Source organism: Klebsiella sp. KE9456, assembly GCF_043832615.1.
In the GTDB taxonomy this organism is placed as follows: domain Bacteria; phylum Pseudomonadota; class Gammaproteobacteria; order Enterobacterales; family Enterobacteriaceae; genus Klebsiella; species Klebsiella indica.
The window spans coordinates 92,790-116,781 of the sequence record NZ_JBDYQK010000019.1 but is presented as its reverse complement, the minus strand read 5'-3'; the positions used below and the strand labels follow the sequence as shown (position 1 = coordinate 116,781).

The 23,992-nt window shown below is 56.1% G+C and carries 16 protein-coding genes; 3 read left to right on the top strand and 13 right to left on the bottom strand.

Annotation, left to right across the window (positions count from 1 at the left end):
- Positions 1-172: 172 nt before the first annotated feature.
- The 11 genes from ABK821_RS18915 to ABK821_RS18865 form a co-directional block, all read right to left on the bottom strand.
- Positions 173-466 (bottom strand): hypothetical protein, encoded by a 294-nt coding sequence (locus ABK821_RS18915; protein WP_138361060.1) that lies wholly within the window; start codon positions 464-466, stop codon positions 173-175.
- Between the two features lie 468 nt (positions 467-934).
- Complete coding sequence (gene der / locus ABK821_RS18910; protein WP_138361059.1) at positions 935-2,413, bottom strand: ribosome biogenesis GTPase Der; 1,479 nt, start codon at positions 2,411-2,413, stop codon at positions 935-937.
- 115 nt (positions 2,414-2,528) lie between these two features.
- Positions 2,529-3,707: an outer membrane protein assembly factor BamB gene (gene bamB / locus ABK821_RS18905; RefSeq protein ID WP_138361058.1), complete on the bottom strand. Its 1,179-nt coding sequence runs from the start codon at positions 3,705-3,707 to the stop codon at positions 2,529-2,531.
- Positions 3,708-3,717: 10 nt separating this feature from the next.
- On the bottom strand, positions 3,718-4,338 hold the full coding sequence (locus ABK821_RS18900) for a YfgM family protein (RefSeq protein WP_138361057.1): 621 nt from the start codon (positions 4,336-4,338) through the stop codon (positions 3,718-3,720).
- Positions 4,339-4,372: 34 nt separating this feature from the next.
- Entirely contained in the window at positions 4,373-5,647 is a 1,275-nt protein-coding gene (gene hisS / locus ABK821_RS18895; protein WP_138361056.1) for a histidine--tRNA ligase, read from the bottom strand.
- Positions 5,648-5,738: 91 nt separating this feature from the next.
- Positions 5,739-6,860: a flavodoxin-dependent (E)-4-hydroxy-3-methylbut-2-enyl-diphosphate synthase gene (gene ispG / locus ABK821_RS18890; protein ID WP_343179091.1), complete on the bottom strand. Its 1,122-nt coding sequence runs from the start codon at positions 6,858-6,860 to the stop codon at positions 5,739-5,741.
- Between the two features lie 26 nt (positions 6,861-6,886).
- Positions 6,887-7,864, bottom strand: a complete 978-nt coding sequence (gene rodZ, locus ABK821_RS18885; RefSeq protein WP_343179090.1) for a cytoskeleton protein RodZ — start codon at positions 7,862-7,864, stop codon at positions 6,887-6,889.
- A gap of 274 nt (positions 7,865-8,138) precedes the next feature.
- The gene (locus ABK821_RS18880) at positions 8,139-9,305 is read right to left on the bottom strand and encodes a bifunctional tRNA (adenosine(37)-C2)-methyltransferase TrmG/ribosomal RNA large subunit methyltransferase RlmN (RefSeq protein WP_138361053.1); all 1,167 of its coding nucleotides are present in this window, start codon (positions 9,303-9,305) and stop codon (positions 8,139-8,141) included.
- Between the two features lie 289 nt (positions 9,306-9,594).
- A complete protein-coding gene (gene ndk, locus ABK821_RS18875; protein WP_138361052.1) occupies positions 9,595-10,026 on the bottom strand; it encodes a nucleoside-diphosphate kinase in 432 nt (143 codons plus the stop codon).
- A 431-nt stretch (positions 10,027-10,457) separates the two neighbouring features.
- A complete protein-coding gene (gene pbpC, locus ABK821_RS18870; protein ID WP_343179089.1) occupies positions 10,458-12,782 on the bottom strand; it encodes a peptidoglycan glycosyltransferase PbpC in 2,325 nt (774 codons plus the stop codon).
- The gene (locus ABK821_RS18865; protein WP_343179088.1) at positions 12,783-17,729 is read right to left on the bottom strand and encodes an alpha-2-macroglobulin; all 4,947 of its coding nucleotides are present in this window, start codon (positions 17,727-17,729) and stop codon (positions 12,783-12,785) included. It abuts the gene before it with no gap.
- Positions 17,730-18,269: 540 nt separating this feature from the next.
- Here ABK821_RS18865 and ABK821_RS18860 point away from each other — a divergent pair.
- From ABK821_RS18860 to sseA, 3 genes are all read left to right on the top strand, one after another.
- On the top strand, positions 18,270-19,481 hold the full coding sequence (locus ABK821_RS18860; protein ID WP_343179087.1) for a hypothetical protein: 1,212 nt from the start codon (positions 18,270-18,272) through the stop codon (positions 19,479-19,481).
- A 36-nt stretch (positions 19,482-19,517) separates the two neighbouring features.
- Entirely contained in the window at positions 19,518-20,702 is a 1,185-nt protein-coding gene (locus ABK821_RS18855) for a M20 family metallopeptidase (protein WP_343179086.1), read from the top strand.
- Between the two features lie 123 nt (positions 20,703-20,825).
- Positions 20,826-21,671 (top strand): 3-mercaptopyruvate sulfurtransferase, encoded by an 846-nt coding sequence (gene sseA / locus ABK821_RS18850; RefSeq protein WP_138361047.1) that lies wholly within the window; start codon positions 20,826-20,828, stop codon positions 21,669-21,671.
- Positions 21,672-21,705: 34 nt separating this feature from the next.
- On the opposite strand, the gene sseB is transcribed toward sseA, so the two are convergent.
- Both sseB and pepB read right to left on the bottom strand, forming a co-directional pair.
- Positions 21,706-22,482 (bottom strand): enhanced serine sensitivity protein SseB, encoded by a 777-nt coding sequence (gene sseB, locus ABK821_RS18845; protein ID WP_308561049.1) that lies wholly within the window; start codon positions 22,480-22,482, stop codon positions 21,706-21,708.
- Between the two features lie 100 nt (positions 22,483-22,582).
- Complete coding sequence (pepB, locus tag ABK821_RS18840) at positions 22,583-23,869, bottom strand: aminopeptidase PepB (protein WP_138361045.1); 1,287 nt, start codon at positions 23,867-23,869, stop codon at positions 22,583-22,585.
- Positions 23,870-23,992 lie beyond the last annotated feature (123 nt).

Sequence of the window (23,992 nt, the reverse complement as noted above, 5' to 3'; positions counted from 1 at the left end):
GGCAACATGGGAGAAATTATCGCCCATGCATCATCAGGGAAATCGTAACGAGCCATGTTAAAGGTACTTTTGTGGTCAAAACAGGTGCCAGATTGTACAAAAAACAGTTACGGGACACACCCTAGCAGGCTGAAAACATCAAAACCGCTGTATCCGAATCACGAATTTCAACTCATTGATTCCGCTGACGCCATTCTTTAACCATCTCTTTTGTCACTTCTTTTTTATAACAAATCGGCGAGTAACCTCCGGCTTTGCTCCAGGCGCTGCGGCGACCGCATGAACTTCCGTTACGTGCCGTATTAAATGGGCAGGCGCATGTACCGGGGTAGGAAGCGATAGAGTCGTCAATAATCCTCTGCTTCACCTGGTTATCTGTTAACGGAGCCAATTTGGCGATAGCCATATCTGACGCCAGGATAAAACCAGCAGCAAGCAACGAAATAGTCACTAATTTGATGTTCATTTGACTCTCTCCGGGCAGTTGATAAACATCCAGAGTATGCGTTGAATAGTAAATCAATATTGTTCTTTACCAACCGCATCAGTCTACCTATTAAAAATAGTAGTTTACGCGGTATGACACAGGAGATCCGTCTGACTAATATTAAATAATATATGATCTACAGAATTTGGGCGCCGGGAAAATTCGGGTAAGACGATCAGGCTAAATTAATCTTCAAAGATAAAAATATCAATATTATCAAGCCGCCTGATTCCGGCCCGTCACTATAGCAATGTTCTTACTACAGCAAAAAGCTAAGTGGGATATTGAGCTCTTTCCAGAGCAGTACTGATTAATAACACCTCATCTTGTTTCAAAAAATACGTTGGCTTTGCCATAAAAAACTGCACCTTACTTAGTCGGTGTCCAACTTTTAGGGTGCAGTTCACGTTCACAGATGCGGCTTCGTATTTCTCGCCAGTGGATCGCTTATTTGCTTTTCTTGATATGTTTAATCAGGCGCTTACGCTTACGCATCTGGTTCGGCGTCAGGGTATTGCGTTTGTTGGCAAACGGGTTCTCCCCTTCCTTGAACTGAATACGAATAGGCGTCCCCATCACTTCCAGCGATTTGCGGAAGTAGTTCATCAGATAACGTTTGTAAGAATCCGGCAGATCTTTCACCTGGTTACCGTGGATCACCACGATTGGTGGGTTATAGCCACCAGCATGGGCATATTTCAGCTTCACGCGACGACCGCGCACCAGCGGCGGCTGATGATCTTCGGCAGCCATGGTCATGATGCGGGTCAGCATCGCGGTGCCCACGCGACGGGTTGCGCTGTCGTAGGCCTCACGTACGGATTCAAACAGGTTGCCGACGCCGCTACCGTGCAGCGCGGAGATAAAATGCACCCGGGCAAAATCGATAAAGCCCAGACGGAAGTCCAGGGTCTCTTTCACCTGCTCTTTCACTTCCTGGCTCAGACCGTCCCATTTATTGACGACAATCACCAGCGAGCGACCGCTATTGAGGATAAAGCCCAGCAGGGACAAATCCTGGTCGGAGATACCTTCTCGCGCATCAATCACCAGCAGCACGACGTTAGCGTCTTCAATTGCCTGCAGGGTTTTGATAACCGAAAATTTCTCTACAACGTCAGATATTTTACCGCGCTTACGCACGCCCGCGGTATCGATAAGCACATATTCACGCTCATCACGTTCCATTGGGATATAGATACTGTCACGAGTCGTGCCCGGCATATCGTAAACCACCACACGCTCTTCGCCCAGGATGCGGTTGGTGAGCGTTGACTTACCTACGTTCGGGCGACCGACAATGGCCAGCTTAATTGGCAGATCCTGCGGGTTAAAGTCATCTTCCGGCTCGGCAACGTCTTCACCGTTCTGTTCCGCTTCAAACTGCGCCCAGTATGCCGCGTCGTCATCAACTTCTTCTGGCGGATTCACTTCGTCAACCCACGGCAGAAGCACATGCTCCAGCAGGCTGGTCACGCCGCGACCATGTGAAGCAGCGATCGGATAAATATCGCCTAACCCCAGCGACCAGAAATCAGCAATCGCCTGATCGGCATCAATACCGTCAGTTTTGTTTGCCACCAGGAAGGTTGGCTTTTCACGAGAGCGCAGATGTTTAGCAATCGCCGAATCCGCAGGCATCAGACCCGCACGCGCATCGACCATAAACAGCACTACGTCCGCTTCTTCAATCGCCAGCAACGACTGCTCCGCCATCCGCGTCTCAACGCCATCTTCGGTACCGTCGATCCCGCCAGTATCGATACAGATAAATTCACGGCCTTCCACTTCAGCACGACCGTACTTACGGTCACGAGTCAGCCCCGGAAAATCCGCGACCAACGCATCACGAGTGCGCGTTAAGCGGTTAAAAAGCGTGGATTTTCCAACGTTAGGGCGCCCGACAAGCGCGACCACAGGTATCATGTTAAATGCCTCATACAAAAATCGATACAACGCCGTATATCGCGACGTTTTTTAAAAAGTCAAAACGGCCCCTGTCTGCCAGGGGCCGTTTCTCAAAACCAGACAACTGCCGTATTTAAAGCGTAATCGCGTACAGCGTGCCGTCTTTGGCCTGGATCAGCAACTTACCGTCAGCAACGATCGGATCGGTCAGGAAGCCTGAGCTGTCCACCTTCTGCTGAGCGACAAAGTGACCATCTTCGGGATTGATCCAGTGCATATAACCTTCGCTATCGCCAACAACCAGGTTGCCATTATACAACGCAGGCGCCGTCAACAGACGATGCAGTAGATCGCTTTGCGTCCACAGCGTCACGCCGCCATCGGTGGTCAGCGCCAGCAGGCGATCGTTCTGGTCTACCAGGTAAATACGGTTTCCGTCAACGATAAAGTCGTTTACCGAGCCCAGTTCACGTTTCCACATAATCTGACCACTGCGCAGATCAAGCGCTGTCAGATTGCCGTTATAAGCCAGCACATAAACCACACCGTTCACGATAACCGGCGTCGTATCAACGTCATTAAGACGATCGATTTCAGTCGGCCCGGTCGCTGTAGAAATGCGCTGTTGCCAAATCATTTGCCCTTGCTGCATCAGCACCGCGCTGACGCGGCCGTTATCACCGCCAACAATAGCGGCGCCATAGGCGGTAGCCGGCGCAGATTCACCGCGCAGGGAGAGTGCGGGCATATCAAGGTTAACGGTCCATTTTATCGCCCCATCGGCTTCGTTCAGCGCCTGCAACTGACCGTTGGAGGTATGGATCAGGACCATGCCGTCGCTCACGACCGGACGAGACATCGCTTCGCCCGCAACGCTCGTCTCCCATGCGACGCTACCGTCGCTGGTATTCAGCGCATAAACTTTGGCTTTTTCGCTACCGATATAAACATGACCGCCGGAAACAGTGACGCCACCGGAAAGCAACGCAGGCGCACGTGAGAACCAGCCGTCTTTCTCAGCCAGGTTAACCGACCATACCTCTTTACCGTCGCCTGAGCTCAGGGCCTTAACGGTACCTTTACGATCGGCGGCATACACCACACCATCAGCAAAAGCTGGGTGCAGATTAGAGTAGAATTCGCCAATACCGTCGCCGACAGAGGTGCTCCAGGACGTGGACGGCGTAAACTGGTTTTCCACCGTCGGCAGTGGCGACATCTTCACCACATCTTCTTCGCCGTTGAACAACGAACAACCGCTCAGTAAGGTAACGGAAAGCAGCCCTGGCAAAAGTAATTTACGCAATTGCATCGAGTCCCTCTCAGATGGACAAATTATTTATTTTCATACGCATCATTTCGCTGAGCGCCGGTGAAGCATCGCTTGTCGAGCCAGCTTCCCAGGCCGCTTTCGCCCCTTGCTTATCGCCTTTACTCAGCAGGATCTCGCCGCGCAAATCGGCAACAATCGCCGTCCAGCCTTCGCCTTTCACGGCATCCAGGGTTTTCAGCGCCGCATCGGGTTGCTTAAGCTGCAGTTGTACACGCGCAAGACGCAAATTGATAACCGATTTCAGGTTATCATCAGAAGCGGCCGCCAGCCCCTGCTGAAGCTGCTTTTCAGCACTCTGCAGGTCGTTTTTATCAACAAACTGCTGCGCCAGCTCAAGCGAAGCAAAGGCACCATAGGTGTTTTTGCTGTCGGCGGCAAACTTCTGCGCGGCGTTCAGCGCATCTGGCTTATCCGATTTGAGCGCGGAAATCGCATTCTCATAAGCCAGCGATGAGCCTCTGGCGGTATCTAACTGATGGGAGGTCCAGTAGCGCCAGCCAACCAGTGCGCCAACGCCTAAAATCACCCCGACGGCCAGCGCTTTGCCATTTTCGGCAAAGAAACGCTTAAGCGCATCGACCTGATCATTTTCGTTATTGTAAATTTCCACGCAGTCCTTCTCCTGACTAATGATTCCCGGGAGATTACCCCAGAAGTGTGCGCAAATGCGCGGCAACGCTATCCTGCGTTACGGTAGTTTGCTCACCTGAGCGTAAATCTTTCACTACCACGTTTCCGTCAGCGATTTCTGATTCACCCAGCACCAGCGCAACGCGCGCGCCCCATTTATCAGCGCGCGCAAACTGCTTCTTAAAGTTGCCGCCGCCGTGGTTGGTCATCAGCTTAACGCCGGGTAACGCATCGCGTACCTGCTCAGCCAGACGCATTGCTGCGGACTGGGTGCCGGTTCCGGAGGCTACCAGGTATATATCGACAACAGGATCGGCTTTAAATTCCGGATTCACTGCCTGGACCAGTAAAACAAGACGTTCCAGCCCCATCGCAAAACCTACGCCAGGCGCGGCGCGGCCACCAAGCTGCTCAACCAGACCGTCATAACGGCCGCCAGCGCAGACGGTCCCCTGGGAACCAAGGCTGGTGGTTACCCACTCAAATACCGTGCGGTTGTAATAATCAAGACCGCGCACCAGACGCTGATTCACGGTATAGCGGATACCGGCATCATCCAGCAGCGCGCACAGCCCGGCAAAGTGCGCTTTAGACTCTTCATCCAGATAGTCGCCCAGCGCCGGCGCGTCGTTCAGCAGCGCCTGTACCTCAGGATTTTTCGAATCCAGCACGCGTAGCGGGTTGCTGTACATGCGGCGTTTGCAGTCTTCATCAAGCTTATCTTTAAATTGTTCAAGATAGGCCACCAGTGCGTCGCGATAGTTGGCGCGGGCTTCCAGCGAACCGATAGAGTTCAGCTCCAGGGCAACATGGCCGGAGATACCCAGTTCACGCCACCAGCGGGCGGTGAGCATAATCAGTTCCGCGTCGATGTCCGGGCCCTGCAGGCCAAAAACTTCTGCGCCTATCTGGTGGAACTGGCGATAGCGCCCCTTTTGCGGACGCTCATGACGGAACATCGGCCCGATGTACCACAGGCGTTGCTCTTGATTGTACAGGAGACCATGTTCAATACCGGCGCGCACGCAACCAGCGGTACCTTCCGGACGCAGGGTCAGGCTATCGCCGTTGCGGTCCTCAAAGGTGTACATCTCTTTTTCAACCACGTCGGTCACTTCACCGATAGCGCGTTTGAATAACGGGGTCTGCTCTACAATCGGCAAACGGATCTCGCTGTAACCGTAGCTACCAAGCACCTGCTTCAGTGAGCCTTCAATGCGCTGCCAGAGAGCGGTTTCGCCCGGCAGATAATCGTTCATGCCACGGATGGCTTGAATGTTCTTTGCCACGTTTAGTCTCTTTATATATACAAAAATGAACCCCGACGCTTCGCGCCCGCAGGTTCAATCATACACGGGAAGCGTATTGCTTCCCAATACGTTATTTCGCTTCAACCTGCTGAATATCGATACGACGCGCTTCATCAAGCATCGAAGCTTTCGCACGAATACGCGCTTCCAGTTGCGCGATCATATCGTCGTTATCCAGCCTGTCTTTACGCACGCCATCTTCGTACAGGCCGCTTTTTTTATTGCCGCCGGTCACGCCAAGCGTCGAAACCAGCGCCTCGCCGGGACCGTTTACAACACAGCCAATGATCGAAATATCCATTGGCGTAATGATATCTTCCAGGCGCTGCTCCAGCGCATTGACGGTACCGATAACGTCAAATTCCTGGCGAGAACAGGTCGGGCAGGCAATAAAGTTGATGCCGCGAGAGCGGATTCGCAGCGACTTCAGAATATCGAAGCCGACTTTAATCTCTTCAACCGGATCCGCCGCGAGGGAAACACGCAGGGTATCGCCGATCCCTTCGGAAAGCAGTAAACCGAGCCCGATAGCGGACTTCACCGCGCCGCTGCGCGCGCCGCCCGCTTCGGTGATCCCAAGATGCAGAGGCTGCTCGATCTGTTTAGCCAACAGACGATAGGATTCGACCGCGAGGAAGACATCGGACGCTTTTACGCTGACCTTGAACCGATCAAAATTCAGACGATCGAGATGATCAACATGACGCATCGCTGACTCCAGAAGCGCCTGTGGGGTCGGCTCGCCGTATTTTTCCTGGAGATCTCTTTCCAGTGAACCGGCATTCACGCCAATGCGAATGGGGATATTTTTATCACGAGCGCAATCCACCACCATGCGGATACGCTCTTCATTGCCGATATTACCCGGGTTAATACGCAGGCAATCGACGCCATATTCCGCCACTTTCAGCGCAATTCGGTAATCGAAGTGGATATCGGCGACCAGCGGGACATTAACCTGCTGTTTGATAAGCCTGAAGGCTTCCGCCGCATCCATCGTTGGCACCGAAACGCGAACGATATCTGCGCCAACGCGCTCCAGAGCTTTAATTTGCTTGACCGTCGCCGCCACATCAGTGGTGCGCGTGTTTGTCATCGACTGTACGGCAATGGGGGCGCCATCGCCAATCGGCACATTCCCAACGTAAATTCGTTTCGATTTTCTACGTTGAATCGGAGCCTGGTTATGCATGAAAAATCTCCCGCGTTACCCGTCTGTTACTGCGCCGGTGATGGTTCGGCATTGAGGGTCAGACGCGCAACCTGGTTAGTTCTGATAAAACGACTTAAATCGACGGGTTTACCCAGATACTGAATCTGCACCGCCGCCGGCGCACCGATTTTCAGTTTATAAGGCGGATGACCGCTCAGATTGAGATTACCGCCTTTGCGCTGCAAACCGCTGAACAGCTTTTTACCGGTGGAATCGCTGACTTCCAGCCAGCAGTCAGCGGTAAAGTTCAACACCAGATCCTGAACAGAGGTCGCCGCAGCGGCCACACTTGCCTGATCGGCCGGCAGTGGTGAAGCCGGATTTGCGGGCGCTGGCGCTGCCGTCGTGTCAACGTTCGCCTGAGAAGGCGCAACGACGGCGTTATTATCAACCGGAGCCGGAGTCGACGCCGCAGGCGCCGGAGGAGCCTCTACCGGCGCACTGTTCGCAACAGCGTCCGGTGTGGAATTCGCCGTACTGTTATCCAGAGGGATACGTTGACTGCTGTTATCGACAGCATTGAGTTCAGCGGAAGATTGATCGGCCATGGTGGAGATCTCGTCCTGCTGTGCTTTGTGATCCTGCCACCACCAGGCGCCGCTGAGGCCAATCACCACGAACAGCACCAGCCAGGTGAAACTCATCAGCCAGCCGTCACGCTTTTTACGGCGTTTGCCGAGCGAGAAGCTCTGCATCGGCGCAACTTTCGCCGCACGAATCGGCGCCTGCTTTGCCATCATCGGCAGCAGTTCTTCTTCCGGGATATGCACAAGACGGGCATAAGAGCGGATATAGCCGCGCAGGAAGGTTGAAGCAAGATCGGCAGGCGCCTTATCGTCTTCAATATCACGAACCGTGGAAACCTTCAGGCATAAGCGTTCAGCCACGGCTTGTTGGCTGAGCCCGAGTTGTTCGCGGGCATTACGCAGACGCGCGCCCGTGGTGTTTGCTTCTTGATGATCTTGAGTGGCTTCAGTATTCATTCGTTACAACTACTGGTACGTGAAATTTAAAGTTCAGCGCCGGTAACCCCGCGCCGCGAGACATCTGCTCAACGTCAGACAAACAGTATAAGTCCGTATGACGCGCTATCACAGAGACTTATCAATATTGAATGCTAAGCGGTTGTTGTACCGCTACATACTGCCTCAAAGTCGACAAAAACGCACCGTAATTATTAATCAGAACAGCGTATTTCGCCCGGCGATGCAACAGAGTGACGCAACACACATCCTAGGTTGTGCGTTGCATCATTTATCAGACTGCTTTCACCGCGATCGCTTCACCCTGCATCCGTTTACGCAGCGTACGCTTGGTACGATCGATAACATCCCCGGCCAGTTGACCGCAGGCGGCGTCAATATCGTCACCACGGGTTTTACGCACAATGGTGGTGAAGCCATACTCCATCAGCACCTTAGAGAAACGGTCGATACGGCTGTTGGAGCTACGACCATACGGCGCGCCCGGGAAAGGGTTCCACGGAATCAGGTTGATCTTGCACGGCGTATCTTTCAACAGCGCAGCCAGTTCATGCGCATGTTCGGTACCGTCATTGACGTGATCCAACATAACGTACTCGATGGTGACGCGACCCTGGTTGGCGTTGGACTTCGAAATGTAGCCACGCACCGAATTCAGGAAAGTTTCAATATTGTATTTCTTGTTGATCGGCACGATCTCATCGCGAATGGTGTCGTTCGGCGCGTGCAGGGAGATCGCCAGCGCCACGTCAATCATATCGCCCAGTTTGTCCAGCGCCGGAACCACGCCGGAAGTGGAGAGCGTGACGCGGCGTTTGGAAAGACCAAAGCCGAAGTCGTCCAACATGATTTCCATTGCCGGAACCACGTTGGTCAGGTTCAGCAGCGGCTCGCCCATTCCCATCATCACCACATTGGTGATCGGACGCACGCCGGTGGTTTTCACCGCGCCGACAATTTTCGCCGCGCGCCAGACCTGGCCAATAATTTCCGACACCCGCAGGTTACGGTTAAAGCCCTGCTGCGCAGTAGAGCAGAATTTACACTCCAGCGCACAGCCAACCTGTGAAGAGACGCACAGAGTGGCGCGATCGTCTTCCGGGATATACACCGTTTCAACGCGCTGATCGCCGACGGCAATCGCCCATTTGATGGTGCCGTCGCTGGAGCGCTGCTCTTCAACGACTTCCGGCGCGCGGATCTCCGCGACTTCTTTCAGTTTGCTGCGCAGAACTTTGTTGATGTCGGTCATCTCATCAAAGTTATCGCAGCAGTAGTGATACATCCATTTCATCACCTGATCGGCGCGGAAAGGCTTTTCGCCCATGTTTTTGAAAAACTCGCGCATCTGCTGACGGTTGAGATCCAGCAGGTTGATTTTGGCATCGTTGTTCGGCACCGTCAGCGCGGCGCTATCAGGTGTGACTATTTGTTCAGACATAATTGATTCCGGCCTCGTTATTACACGTTATGGCCCCTGGAGGGTTGAAAAAGAAACGCCCCGGAGAGCAACGGCTCATCCGGGGCGCTGTATTCTACAAATTCTGGCCCATCAATACCACGTTTGCACGCGGCAATGATGAAAAAATCTGTAACTGCCGGCCTGATCCTCTAAGGATTTTCAACTGTCGCAAAGCGGCCAGTTCGCAAATCCCCGTGAGCATAGATAACGCTGTGACCGGGGTATGCGAATAACGCCAACAAAGCGGTGGCGTGAAAGACGCAGAAGATTAGCGGGTGCGCGGGCAAACCTCGCCTTCAGCAAAGAAGAACGCGATTTCGCGCGCCGCGGATTCAACGGAGTCGGAACCGTGGGTGCCGTTCTCGGTGAAGCTGTCCGCATAGTCAGCGCGCAGGGTGCCCGCCAGCGCGTTCGCCGGGTTGGTTGCGCCCAGCAGATCGCGGTGGCGCTGTACTGCATTTTCGCCTTCCAGCACGGAAACCACGATCGGACCGGAAGTCATAAATTCAACCAGACCGTCGAAGAACGGGCGACCTTCGTGCTCAGCGTAGAAACCACGAGCCTGCTCAACGCTCAGATGCAACATTTTGGTGCCAACAATTTTGAACCCTGCTGCTTCAAAGCGAGAAAAGATACTGCCGATAACGTTTTTTGCCACCGCGTTTGGTTTGATGATGGAAAAAGTACGTTCGATAGCCATGATAACCTCTTTATATATGTTGTTCTGGTTCGCAGATGAGACCGATATACCCATCATACTTCAAATTGCAGATGCGTTGACTTCTGAACGACGCGTCTCATCCATGCGACTTGCCCTTACAGGCCGTCGCAAGCGATGTTCAAATCTGCTCCCGGCAGATTTGTCACTCAGCCCAGTCACATAACTATCGATGTGCCCGGGGATTCACGCTCTCGCCGCGTAATTCGGCCTGTGGCCTCGCCTTGACGAGGCCAGCAGAAACGCGGTTTAAAGCGGTTAACCGTTTTGTCCCGCAACTCGAATTATTTAGGGTATAAATAAGGCGCGAATTATAATCATCATCTATGGCGATTGCCTATGTGTTTAGGTAACATTTTTTTAAAAAAAAGCGACCGTAAACAACAAATCCGGCCAATTAAGCCTCACGCCGCTTATTGCACGGTGAAATTCTCGGCAACAATCTGCCCGCTCTCATCCATCACCACCAACTGGTAACTATCGGCACGCTCAAGATTAAGGGTGATGCCGGCCCCTTCCGCCGTCAGCGGCGCGCCATTCAGAAACCACCAGCGCCGCCCTTCCCCGCCGGTCGTCTGCAACGGCAGCATAACCTTGCGCTCGCCGGGCAGACGTTTAATTACCGTCCCCTCGCGAATACCTGATAGCCCCAGCGGAGCGGCATTGACGATTTGCAGCGGCGAACACTCCGCCGCTGCCGCGGGCAACCTGGCGAGACGTCGTTCGCCTGCGGGTAGCCAGGGCTCCAGCGGCAGCGGCCAGACGTCGATCGTTTTCTCCATCGCGCCAGGGCAATCCGCCGCCGTTCGTAACCCTTTTTCATTTAACCATATCGGGAAACGGATCCCGCGGATACCTTCCTGCCCCGGCAGCAGCAGCGTCGGCGGCTGGCTCTTATCCAACAGCCAGGTTGCCAGCCGTCGGCGGCAGTTCGCATCGCCCGTCGGCAAATTCTGCCCGCCGGGCCAGCAAATGGTTCCGGCGCTCACCGATGGCGGGCGCGGATCGGTCGGTAACCCGCCACGGCTCATCGTCGGTCGTGCCAACAGCATGTTATTGACCTGATTAAGCAACGGCACCGCGCTGGCGAAGCCAAACTGCCCGACGACCGGCGTTCCATCGGGTCGCCCGGTCCAGATACCGATCAGGTAACGGGCATTTATGCCGATTGCCCAGGCATCGCGATAGCCGTAGCTGGTGCCCGTTTTCCACGCCAGCGGCACCACCTGCGTCAGCGACGCATCGGGAACAGGCTGCGCTTCACCGGCCAGAATGCGCCGCACAATCCATGCCGCCCCCGGCGACAGCAGCGGCCGTTCCAGTAACGGAGAGCCCGGCGTGATACGCAGTCGCGCCGCCTTACCATGACGGGCGAACGCGCTGTAGGCCGCCACCATATCCTCAAGGCGCGCTCCGGCGCCGCCGAGGATCAACGACAGATTTGGCTCCGCGCCTCCGGGAAGCACCAGCGACAACCCGGCGTTACGTAGCCGGGCGGCAAAACGTTTCGGTCCGTAGGCCTCCAGCACCTGCACCGCCGGAAGATTCAGCGACCGGACCAGCGCGTCGCTGGCGCTAACCGGGCCGTGAAAACCGCTATCAAAGTTGCCCGGACGATAGTCGCTAAAGCGGCGCGGAACATCCTGTAACAAAGAAGCCGGGTGAATCAGCCCTTCATCCAGCGCCATACCATAGACAAACGGCTTGAGTAACGAGCCGGGAGAGCGGATAGCCGACACCATATCAATATGACCAAAGCGGCTGTCATCGCGAATATCCGCCGACCCCACCCAGCCGCGTACTTTCATATTGGTATGATCGACAACAATCATCGCCAGCGAACTGCGCGGCGGCAGGCGCGACTTCCAGTTCAGCGCCAGATCCTCCAGTTGTCGCTGCAGCCCGGCATCGAGGGTTGTCACCACCTTCTCGTCACGGCTGCCCGCCAGCGCGCGGCGGGAAAAAAGCGGCGCCAGCTGCGGCATCCGGCGCGGAAACAGCCATACGGGTTCTTCGATAGCTTCGCGCACCGCTTTTGACGGCCACACGCCCTGGCTTTGCATCCGCAGCAATACTTTATCGCGCGCCGCCTGGGCGCGCTGCGGCCAACGGTCCGGACGCAGGCGACTCGGCGCCTGGGGCAGCACCACCAGCAGCGCCGCTTCGCCATAGCTTAACTGCGCGGGCGGTTTACCGAGATAGGCCCAACTGGCCGCGCCGATACCCTGTAGCGTCCCGCCGAACGGCGCCCGGTTGAGATATAGCGTGAGAATTTCGCTTTTTGACAGATGCCACTCCAGCTGTAGCGCCCGCCAAAGCTGACGCAGCTTGCCGCCGAAGGTACGAGGATGCGGATCAATCAGGCGCGCTACCTGCATTGTCAGCGTACTGCCTCCGGAGATCACCCGCCCGGCGGTCAGATCCTGCCAGGCGGCCCTGGCGACCGCCAGGGGATTTACGCCGGGATGATCCCAGAACCAGCGATCTTCATACTGGATCAGCGCCTGCAAATAGCGCGGTGACACATCGGTAAGCGTCAGCGGATAGCGCCAGACACCCTGGGCATCGGCAAAGCGCCACAGCGGCGTCCCGTCTTCCGCCACCACCACTCTGGCAGGCGTGACGTCATGCAGCGGCAGCGGCCACACTCTGTCGGCCGCCAGCACCGCCAGCCACAACAGGGCAATACTCGCCGCCAGCCAGCGCCAGCGACGCTTTATGCGACTCAGCGCGCGCATTTAAGGAGCAACGGTCAGCGGGCCGCTGGCCGCGCCGGTTGCCCGCCACTGCGGGACATACATGGACTCCACCTGCGGTTGCGGAACCTGATACGTTCCCGGCGTCACCGCGCGCGCCAGATAAACCAGCGTCACCGGCTGACCTTCATTGATCGCCACGGCGGCCACAAAACGATCGTCGCGAAACTCAATGTGCTGGATATCCGCCTGCTGCATCTGGTTCAGCAGACTCTGCACCACCTCGCCATTTTCCTGCAGGCTGGCGCTGCTGTTGGCCAGATTCTGGTTTTCCAGCTCCAGCCCCGCCGGCAGTAAATCCACCACCAGCGCGTCAGGCACGTTACGCCTGGCGGTGACTTCCAGCTTCACCAGTACCAGCTCGCCGCTGCGCAGCGAAGTGAGCGATTTTTGCTGCCCCTGGGTATCAAAAATCTGCCGTTCAATCCCCAGCACGTTGCCGCCCGGCTGCGGGGCGCTCTGCGGATAGCCGCTGCTGTCGAGGCGTAGCCACAGCGGCTGCTGACCGGTGTTGCTCACCTGCAGCGCCGCCAGCTGGTCGCCGGTCAGATTACGGGTTTGCGCCTTATCGCCGGAGAGTGGCCCGGCCTGCAGGGAAGTTTGTGCCTGCCAGTCGCCAGGACTCTCCTGCAACCTGCGCCCGGCAAGAAACAGAGCGTTACTCTCCTGCGTTGAGAGCCAGCGCTGGCCATAGGCGTCTTCCGCCAGCTGGCTTAACAGGGTATTTTGCGCCTCCGGCAGCAGCGTGTTCTCCTCCAGCAGCGCCAGCTTCAGCGCATCATCGCGCAACTCGCTACCGTAGTCGCCAAACCAACGATTAGCATCCTGACGCGGCGTGATCATCGCCAGCTTCAGGGCTTCATCGCCGCGCGGCACATCGCCCATCGCTTTCAGCGCAATCCCCAGTTGCAGCAGCGGCAGCCCGGAACGCGCCTGGTCGTGACGGCTCCAGATTTCGCGCAACGCGCCGAGCGGCGCTTTTTGCTGTCGCGCCAGCACCAGCGCGGCGTAAGCCTGAGCGGCAAAGCGGCTGGCCCGGGCATCATCGCTATAGCGAACGGTGATCAGCCCCGGCTGCTGTAAATAACGCAGCAGGCGCTGGTTGCCGTTGTTGACGGCGTTAACCGGCACGCTGTAGCCCTGTTCACCCGCACGCACAAGAAAGTCCATCGCATAGGCGGTCAGCCAGTACTCCTCCGGCCCCTCTTTATCCCACAGGGCAAAACCGCCATCATCACGCTGCATTTGCAACAGACGCGAAATGCCGATATCCACCGCCGCGCGCCGTTTTTCATCGCTGTCGCCACGAATGCCCAGCGCCTTAAGCTGTGCGGCGTTAGTGTAGAGCGACGGGAACAGTCCGCTGGTGGTCTGCTCCAGACAGCCATAAGGATAAGCTTTCAGATCGCGAATATAGCGCGCCAGATTCAGCGGCGGTTTGCCGCTCAACACCAGTTGCCCTTGCAGCGTGGCGGGCGAGAAGCCCTGACGTTGCGCGGCCGGAGCCTGCCAGCTTTCACCCGCTTGCAGGAGCACGCCGGAACTCACGGTTTGCGCCGGAAAGGCCGGGCGCACGCCCAGCGTCCACTGTTTCTGCATCGGCGTAAAAGTTTCGCCCGGCAGATTCAGGCCGCTGATTGTGGCGTTAACCTGTCCGTCGCCAAAACCGTCATTCGCGCGAACGGAGACAAACAGCGTGCTGCGCGCGCCGGGGGCAAGCTGTACTGGCGCCAGTTCTCCGCCTTCCAGCTGAAGCAGGCCGCTGGCGGTCAGAGCAACATTAAGCGTTTGCGGCTTATCGGTCAGGTTGCTGAGATCCAGCGCCAGACGAGCGGTATCTCCGCTGGCGAGAAAACGCGGCATATTCAGCTCAGCTATTACCGGCGCGGCAACGATAACTTTCTCTTCGCTGCTGCCAAAATCATCGGCCGTCCACGCCTGGGCCATTACCCGCAGTTCGCCGTTAAAGTCACCGACTGGCAGGGTGACCGTGCCTTCGCCTTTATCATCCAGTACCACTGGCTGCGCCTGCTGCGCGACAATCATGACGTGGTTGACCGGCGGCTTGCCGCCACGCTTGAGCTCATCGCCGTCACCGCCGAAGCGCAGGCTGGCAAGTCGCCCCTGTCCTTCAATCACCTGGCCGTAGATATCGTAAATATCCGCGCCGTAGCGCTTCTGGCCAAAGAACGCGTTCCACGGATCCGGCGTCGCATAATCGGTAATATTCAATACGCCGCTATCCACCGCCGAGAGCAGAACGTTCACCTGCTTCGGCGTCTCGCCATCTTTGACGCTGGCTTTAACGTTAACCGTCAACGGCCGGTTCGGCCGCATTTTATCCGGCACGTCCAGCGCCAGGTTCAGGCGGCGATTTTCATCGCCAAGCGGCAGATGCAGCAGACCCACCGCCCGTTTTGGCGTCGCGGAGCGTGATTTATCTCCCGGACGAATCACCAGCGTGCTGAGATACAGGTCGTGACGATTCCAGGCTTTATCTACCGGAATAGACAGATCCATGCCTTGTTCCGGAACCTCTATTTCCTGCCACCACAGCGGCCCGTCGCTCGATTCCACCAGCGCATAACCTTTACCCGCCGCCGGAGCGGCAATATGCAGCTTGATGGTATCGCCCGGTTTATAGGCCGGTTTGTCCAGCTTCATGGTAACGCGATCCGGGCGCGTCGCCCCCTGGCCGTCGCTGTTATCCTGCCAGCTGTAACCGGCCCAGAAGCGCACGCTGCTGACGACATCTTCCGGCCCTTTGACTTCCAGGCGATACGCGCCCCACTCAACCGGAAAGCTCACTTTCGCCGTCTGCCCGGCAGACAGATCCAGCGACGCCTCGCCTTCCAGGAGATCTTTTTGATCGAACTGCGACTGCCAGCCCTCGTTATCGGACCAGTTCCAGTAGTAGTCCCGGCGCTCGCGAATCAAGCGCACCTGCAAACCGGAGACCGCTTTTTTCTCGCCTTTGGCATCGGCGTAGACAATCTCAAACGCGGCGTCGCCGTTTTCATCGACGACCGGCTGCCTGACGGTTCTGTCGGTGCGATAGTCGTAAACCTCTTTCAGGGGAAATTGCGGACGAATGCCCGGTAGCGTATCGGCTGGCCAGATTGGCTGCCGGACGGTACGCGTAACCGGGCGTCCGCCAGATTCCAGCAGGCTGGCCTGCAGGATCACCTGCAACGGCGAGTGGCTCTCTTTCCATTGGCTGGCGGCGGTGATTTCGGCATGCCCCTGCTCATCAAGAGTGGCCCGCACTTCATCAAGGCTACGGGAAAGGTTCTCTTCGGCGATATCGCCAAACTGGAAGCCCGGCAGCGCAGGCACCGCGTCGCGCAGCGGGCGCAGGAACAGTTTGCCCTGTAGTAGGTTACCGCTGGCCGGCGCGCCGTACAGATACGCGCCGGTAACGGCAAAACGCACATCCGCCACAGGCGCAATCGGCATATTTTGCGGCGTCAGGTTTAGCGCCATGCGCTCGGGCATAAAATCTTCCACATGGAAGTCCCACTCGCGCGGCTGGTTATCGCCCGTGCTGGCGCGTATATGCCACATTCCGGTCGCTGCCCCACTATCGAGCGGATACGTAAACTGATACAGGCCATTAACCGGTTTGCTGAGCGTTGAACGGATAACCTGGCCGTCCGGTTGTACCACTTCGAGCTTTACCGGTTGCTCTGTCAGCGGTTTACCGTCGCTATCGCGAAGTAACGCGTTAAGCATCACCGTTTCGCCGGGACGATAAAGGTCGCGTGGACCAAACATAAAGAGCTGCTTACTGAAACCCGGCGCGCCGGAAATAGAAAATTCAGCCAGATCCAGCGCCGGAAGTTTAAGATCCAGCAGCGTGGTTTGCCCGTCCTTGCGCGCCAGCAGCAGCGCAGCGTCTTTATCGGTTTGCAGCGTGACGTGGCCCTGAGCGTCGCTTTCCGCCTGCGCCAGAATCTGCCCTTTGGCATTCAACAACTGCACATTAATACCGGACTGCGCCGCGCCGTTTTCCAGACTCTGGGTAAAGACATCCAGTCGGTTATGGTAACGGTGCGCGGATACGCCAATATCGCTGAGCGTGAACAGCGTCGCGGCGTTGCTATAGCTGTAGCGGCCCGCCTGATTCATCACTGCGATATAGACGCCCGGCTGTTGCAGAGGTTTGATATCCGCCAGCGGCAGCAGCCGTTTTTCTCGCGTATTGCGGGCGGGGTTGAGATCGAAACGGCCGGTATAGACCAGATCGGCCATTTTCAGCAGCTCATCCGACTCCCAGTTGCTCAGCGAATGACGGTATTCCCACTGGCTGACAAAAGCGGAGAGCGATTCTGGTTTGACACGGAAAAAGTTCACATCGACATTATCAACATTCAGCGTCATCACCGGCAGACCGGCGACCACTTTCCCCGGCAACAGCGAGCCGCGGCTGGCAAACCCGATACTCGGGGCAATATCGCGGGTCGTGATGGTTTTTTCAAAACTGCGCTCAAACGTCGCGTGATTTAGCGCCGTCAGCGTCGGGTCTACCGAGACAATCAGCTCACGTTTTGGCTCCAGATGGCGAAACCGCAGCTCTTTCAGGTTCGGCGCCAGCTCCCAGGCACCGTCCACTTTGCCGTTTTTTTTGTCCACCAGATGCACGCTACGGGAGAAATCCTGATCCGGCTGCAGAGGGATAGAAAAGGTCAGCACCAGCGTCGCCGCGCCGTCAAGCTGTGCTTCTGAGGCATCAAGCAGCGTCAGCGCTTTGCCCTGGCTTTTTTCCGCCAGCGCCGCCAGCCTGTCGCTGTCCGGTTTCGCGCTGTCTTTATCCGCTACCGCGGAGGCCGCAGGGGCGACCGCCTGTGGTTTGCCGCTGTCATCGCAGCCAGTCAACGATAATGCGGTGAGTAGCGCCAGCGAGAGCGCCGCCAAACGAAATGGTTTCATCCTTCTAACCCCTCGGCCCGAGAGCCAGATACATTCAGTGAACACATTATTATGCCTTAACGACAAAATTACCAATGGCTCGCCAGCCGGTGATATTGAACGATGTGAAACAAAAATGGGTGTGGATAACGAATATCTGCAATGAATTAATTATCAAAATATCAAAGAGCAACATTCTTCTCACATAGAAAAAATCATCCGCGTTGCATCTGAATGGCGGCGAAAAGGAACCTGTAAGCTTACGCAAGCGAAGTGACCGGATAGATTCTGGCGACTGACCAATATGCATCCTGAAAGGGAACGGGTATCCGTATTGAATATCATCGGCGATATGACTTTTTTTTCTGAATTATTACTCTCATCAGACATATAAATTGACAACCTACATAATTTCCATTACTTGATATCTATCAATGCCTTTAATTATAAATTATCCCTCTGAGGCGACGATATTAGCTGCCAGTTCCGCAGTTTCTTCGATAACACAACATCAACCCATCCCATAAAACATTTACGGGATGAATAATATGGAAATTATTTATGTCACAAATGGTCGCACTGTCGGTTATTATTTTCATTCTTTATATCGGCGACGTTGTTTCTACTCGCACAAAAGCCTGGATTCCTTCGGTATTTGTCTGCGCGGTGTTGTTTTTAATTGGTTACTGGACATTTTTCCCGGCGGATATTGTCAGCCAGGCCGGAATAGGTACCCCTGTCGCCATAATGATGATGTATCTATTAATCACCAATATGGGTACACTGCTGTCGCTTAAAGAATTAGTGCAGCAGTGGAAGACCGTGGTCATTTCCTTCGCCGGTATTGCCGGAATAACGGCGGGGGTTTTCGCCGTATCTATGGTGTTGTTTGACCGCAACACCGCACTGGTGACCATTCCTCCGCTGGTCGGCGGGATTGTGTCATCGCTGATTATGTCGCAAGGCGCGAGTAACGCCGGGCTGGTGGACCTGTCGGTCTTCGCTATTTTGATCTACGTAATGCAAGGCTTCGCCGGATACCCGTTGACCGCCATTATGCTGCAGCGCGAAGGCAAAGCGGTTCTTGCCCGTTATCGCCGCGGCGAGTACCAACCTGATAGTATCCCTAATGAGCAGCCCCTCACCGCCGTTGGCGAGGAACACATGCCGCGCCTGTTCAGCAAAATCCCCGTCGGCTATAACAGCAACTACTTTAAATTCCTGCGCCTGGCGCTGGTCGCTTGTCTGGCCTGGGTTGTCTCCGATCTCGCAAAACCGCTGGTCAACATTAGCCCCTTCGTGCTGTGTCTGTTTTTTGGCGTGGTCTTTGCTTCGTTAGGTTTCCTGGAAAAACACACCCTGCATAAAGCCAACGGCTTTGGTTTCGCCATTATGGCATTGATGCTATTTATCTTTGATACGCTGAATAAAGCGACCCCGGAGATGCTGCTGCGCCTGATTTTCCCGATGGTGGTATTAATCGCCACGGCGGTCATCGGCATGTTTATCGTCTCCTGGCTGGTCGGGAAACTGCTTGGCGTTAGCGGTCCAATGTCGTACGCCATCTCTCTGACCGCACTGTACGGTTTTCCCGCCGACTACATTATTACCAACGAAGCTATCAACGCCCTCACTCATGATGAAAAAGAGCGGCAGATACTGACTCACCACATGCTGGCGCCGATGCTGGTTGGCGGGTTTATCTCCGTCACCATGGTTTCAGTGGTGTTAGCCGGGATCCTGGTCAGCTACCTGACGCCCGCTGTCAGTTGAGCACATTGAACGTTCAGCTATATATGGAGATACAAAATGATTAATCCAGCTATTACAGCCATTATCGCAAGGGAAGAACAGGCGATGATCGCTTTTCGCCGCGACCTTCACGCCCACCCGGAACTCCCCTGGGAGGAGGAGCGCACTACCGATCGCGTCGCCGCCGGGCTGGAGGCCATCGGCATTCCTTTCCGTCGTACCCATCCCACCGGGATTATCGCCGACATCACCGGCGGCCAGCCGGGGAAAACGGTAGCCCTGCGCGCCGATATGGATGCGTTACCGGTGCTGGAACTAAACGATCGGCTCAGCTACAAGTCGCAAACCGCAGGGAAAATGCACGCCTGCGGTCATGACTCACATACCGCCATGCTGCTGACCGCCGCCCGCGCGTTATATGAAATCCGCGAACAGCTTGCGGGTAACGTGCGGCTGATCTTTCAGCCTGCGGAAGAGATTGCCGAAGGCGCGAAGGCGATGATCGAACAGGGGGCAATCGACAACGTGGATAACGTTTTTGGTATGCATATCTGGTCAGTCACGCTGTCCGGAAAAATCTCCTGCAACGTCGGATCATCATTTGCATCGGCGGATTTACTGAAAGTCACTTTCCGCGGCCGCGGCGGACACGGTTCAATGCCGGAAGCGTGCGTCGATGCGGCGGTGGTCGCTTCGGCTTTCGTTATGAACCTGCAGGCTGTCGTGGCGCGCGAAACGTCACCGCTGGAGTCTGCCGTGGTCACCATCGGCAAAATGGATGTCGGCACGCGCTTTAACGTCATTGCCGAAAATGCCGTACTTGATGGCACCGTGCGCTGCTTCAGCATTGAAGCCCGCCAACGTCTGGAGGCGGCGATCGCCCGCTACGCGGAGCACACCGCCGCTGTTTATGGCGCGACTGCCGAGGTGGAGTACCGCTACGGCACGCTGCCAGTGATCAACGAGGAACGCAGCGCACTGCTGGCGCAGTCGGTTATTCGCGACGCCTTTGGCGAGGATGTTCTTTTCAACGAAAGGCCGACCACCGGCGGCGAAGATTTCAGCTTTTATATGGAAAATATTCCCGGCGCGTTCGCACTGCTAGGCTCAGGTAATAAAGAGAAAGGCAGCGATTATGCGCATCATCATGGCTGCTTTAATATTGATGAGCAGGTGATGAAAAACGGTGCGGAGTTGTATGCGCAGTACGCCTGGCGCTACCTGCGGCAAAGCCAGTTTTAAGCGTCTGTTCCCCCGACCCGTTCGGGGGCGTCTCACATTACCGCCGCCTCCTCTTGAAAATGCCTTGTCCATAAGGCAAAAAACAACAACAATCACTTAATTGTTGATGACACGGAGGCACTTATGTCTACCTCATTTTTTGTCGCCGCCGACTGGCTGGCGGAACACATTAATGACCCGGAAATCCAGATAATCGATGCGCGGATGGCGGCGCCGGGGCAAGAAGATCGCGATCTCAACGCCGAATACCTGGCAGGCCACATTCCCGGCGCGCTCTTTTTCGATATTGAAGCGCTCTCCGACCATACCAGCCCGCTGCCGCATATGATGCCGCGCGCGGAGACATTCGCCGTCGCGATGCGCGAACTTGGCGTTAACAGCGATAAGCATCTGGTGGTGTACGACGAAGGCAATCTCTTCTCCGCCCCGCGCGCCTGGTGGATGCTGCGGACTTTCGGTGTCGAAAAGGTCTCGATTCTTGCTGGCGGGCTTGAAGGCTGGCGTCGCGATGAGCTACCGCTGGAACAAGGGCCTGTGGATCTGGCGGAAGGGGATTTTGACGGCCGTTTCGATCCGCAGGTGATCAAACGCCTGACCGATGTGCTGTTAGTCAGTCATGAGGGATCGGCGCAGATCGTCGATGCCCGCCCGGCAGCGCGCTTTAATGGCATCGTCGCGGAACCGCGTCCAGGCTTGCGCAAAGGGCATATTCCCGGTGCGCTGAACGTACCCTGGACTGAACTGGTCATGAACGGCGAACTAAAAACCGTCGATGAGCTGAACGAGATTTTCGCCCGTCAGGGAGTGGATTTTACGCGGCCAATCATTGCCAGCTGCGGCTCCGGCGTAACGGCGGCAGTCGTGGTGCTGGCGCTCACCACCCTGGGCGTCAACGGTGTGTCCCTGTATGATGGCTCATGGAGCGAATGGGGGGCGCGAACGGATTTGCCCATTGAACCGACACAGTAGATAACACACCGGGGGCGCAAGCCCCCGGTGATATTCAGATAATGCGGTTCTGCTTAAAGTCGCGCAGGAAACTGCCCCAGCGCTTTTCATAGAACGGCGTGATGTGGGCAATCATAAAGTGGCTGATCCCCTTTTCCCCCTCCATCACCTGACAGATATCAATCGGCTCGTCGCCGGGAAAGGTATCGGTGGCGACGCTGCCCGTAGCCTGAATAATCTCCTCAATATCGCCTTCCGCTTCGATACCAATCAACAGGTTGGCTGGCGCATCGGCGCTATCTTTAATGGAGCACAAAAAAGCGCGCTTCACCGTCTTCAGGGTTTTAAACAAGGTGGTCAGCGAATCCACCATCTGCGCGGGCGGCTCGGCAACTTCGGAAAGCAGCAGCGACTCCCCGCCTTCAAGCACGGTCTGGGAACTGAGCGGACTCCCCTCTTCCCCCAGCAGATGGCTAATCTCGCGCGGCGCAAACTCTTTGCCGGTTGGCAGCTTAGCGTTGAGATAGAGCGTTTCGCCGAGGGTCATGGCGAACAGCGTACGCACCGGCATCGCGACAAAAGACTGCTCGTCTTTAACAACCTCTTGCAACGCTTGCAGAGAAGTAAAAAAAGGGATCACTGATGTGCCGTCGTCTTTTTCCCAGTGCTGCAGATCCAGCACGCTATCTTCAGCGACCGGCTCACCCTCTGCCGCAGCTCCCGGAACCCAGACGGTGGCTTCCAGCAAGGTACGGAAAAATGCCGGGCGATGACCGGGCTCGGTGGCCGCCTTCTCCAGCAAGATTTCTAGCTCATTTTTAGTTTCGGACATAGTGGTTCCAGAACGGTGATGCCCCAATCCCGCCATCTCCCGCAGGCAACGCGGGAGAAAGCCGCACAGCGCCCTCTCCCTGTGGGGAGAGGGTCAAAGATTATTCCGCGGTCAGCAGATTTGCGATGGTACGCACGCCGAGACCGGTCGCCCCCGCCGCCCACTGTTCAACCGCAGATTTGCGGTAAGTCGCCGAACAGTCGATATGCAACCAGCCTTGCTGATAGTTTTCCACAAAGTGGGACAGGAAGCCTGCCGCCGTACTGGCGCCAGCCGGATAGGCCGCGCTGCCAGTGTTATTCAGTTCAGCAAAGTTCGACGGTAACTGACCACGGTGGAACTCAGCCAACGGCAGGCGCCAGAAGGCTTCATTCTCCGCCTGCGCGCTCGCCAGCAGACGATTCGCCAGATTATCATCAAAGCTGAACAATGCATGATAATCATTGCCCAGCGCGGTTTTCGCCGCGCCGGTCAGGGTGGCGGCATCAATAATCAGCTCCGGCTGCTGCGCGGACGCGTCAATCAGGCCATCCGCCAGCACCAGACGACCTTCAGCATCGGTATTCATAACTTCGACGGTTTTACCGTTGCGATAACGAATAATATCACCAAGCTTGAAGGCGTTGCCGCTAATCAGGTTATCAGCGCAGCACAGATACAGCTTCACGCGTTTATTAAGGCCGCGGGTTATGGCAAACGCCAGCGCACCGGTTACCGTCGCCGCGCCGCCCATATCGGACTTCATCGAATCCATAAATGCGCTTTGCTTGATGCTGTAACCACCTGAATCAAAGGTGATACCTTTACCCACCAGGCAAGCATACACCGGGGCGTCTTTATCGCCGGTTGGGTTATAATCCAGCGCCAGCAGAACCGGTTGACGCTCGGACCCGCGGCCAACGGTGTGCAGGCCGAGGTAATTCTGCTCGCGCAGGTCTTCGCCTTTAGTAATGCGGTAAGTGACATTGTCGCAGGCGACGCTGCACAGCAGGTCTACCGCACGCTGCGCCAGCTGTTCCGGCCCCAGCTCTTCCGCAGGCGTATTAATGGTATCGCGGACCCAATCGATAATGGTCAGGCGGTTGTCCAGTTCGCTTTTCTGCGCGTCATCCAGGGCTGGCCACTCAACTTTACGACTCCCCTTCGGCCCTTTATAACCCGCCCAGAACGCCCAGGCGCGATCGCTATCCCAGCCTTCACCGTCAAGCGCAACGTGTTTGATGCCCAGACCGTCAATTTTACGCGCCGCGCGCTGGATCAATCCCAGGTCGTCTTTGCCGTTCAGATGCAGGGCAATACCGTCGTTATTAATGCTGTAAGACGCTTTTTCTCCCCAGCGCGCATCGGCTGGTTGAGCAGTAAGCGTAATTTTCATAGCTTCGGTCATTTTATTTATCCTTATTAGCAAACGGGCCACCCTCTGGCAGCCCGTTAGATTTTTCTCGCTAAGAGCCTATCCCACCAGGCGTTATTGGCGCAGACAGTTTGAACACGGCCAGCGCGGAAGAAC

Excerpts from the sequence above, each read along its gene's own strand:
- ABK821_RS18915 (WP_138361060.1), bottom strand. The coding sequence starts at position 466 with ATGAACATCAAATTAGTGACTATTTCGTTGCTTGCTGCTGGTTTTATC.
- der (WP_138361059.1), bottom strand. The coding sequence starts at position 2,413 with ATGATACCTGTGGTCGCGCTTGTCGGGCGCCCTAACGTTGGAAAATCC.
- bamB (WP_138361058.1), bottom strand. The coding sequence starts at position 3,707 with ATGCAATTGCGTAAATTACTTTTGCCAGGGCTGCTTTCCGTTACCTTA.
- ispG (WP_343179091.1), bottom strand. The coding sequence starts at position 6,860 with ATGCATAACCAGGCTCCGATTCAACGTAGAAAATCGAAACGAATTTAC.
- rodZ (WP_343179090.1), bottom strand. The coding sequence starts at position 7,864 with ATGAATACTGAAGCCACTCAAGATCATCAAGAAGCAAACACCACGGGC.
- ABK821_RS18880 (WP_138361053.1), bottom strand. The coding sequence starts at position 9,305 with ATGTCTGAACAAATAGTCACACCTGATAGCGCCGCGCTGACGGTGCCG.
- ndk (WP_138361052.1), bottom strand. The coding sequence starts at position 10,026 with ATGGCTATCGAACGTACTTTTTCCATCATCAAACCAAACGCGGTGGCA.
- pbpC (WP_343179089.1), bottom strand. The coding sequence starts at position 12,782 with ATGCGCGCGCTGAGTCGCATAAAGCGTCGCTGGCGCTGGCTGGCGGCG.
- ABK821_RS18865 (WP_343179088.1), bottom strand. The coding sequence starts at position 17,729 with ATGAAACCATTTCGTTTGGCGGCGCTCTCGCTGGCGCTACTCACCGCA.
- ABK821_RS18860 (WP_343179087.1), top strand. The coding sequence starts at position 18,270 with ATGTCACAAATGGTCGCACTGTCGGTTATTATTTTCATTCTTTATATC.
- ABK821_RS18855 (WP_343179086.1), top strand. The coding sequence starts at position 19,518 with ATGATTAATCCAGCTATTACAGCCATTATCGCAAGGGAAGAACAGGCG.
- sseA (WP_138361047.1), top strand. The coding sequence starts at position 20,826 with ATGTCTACCTCATTTTTTGTCGCCGCCGACTGGCTGGCGGAACACATT.
- sseB (WP_308561049.1), bottom strand. The coding sequence starts at position 22,482 with ATGTCCGAAACTAAAAATGAGCTAGAAATCTTGCTGGAGAAGGCGGCC.
- pepB (WP_138361045.1), bottom strand. The coding sequence starts at position 23,869 with ATGACCGAAGCTATGAAAATTACGCTTACTGCTCAACCAGCCGATGCG.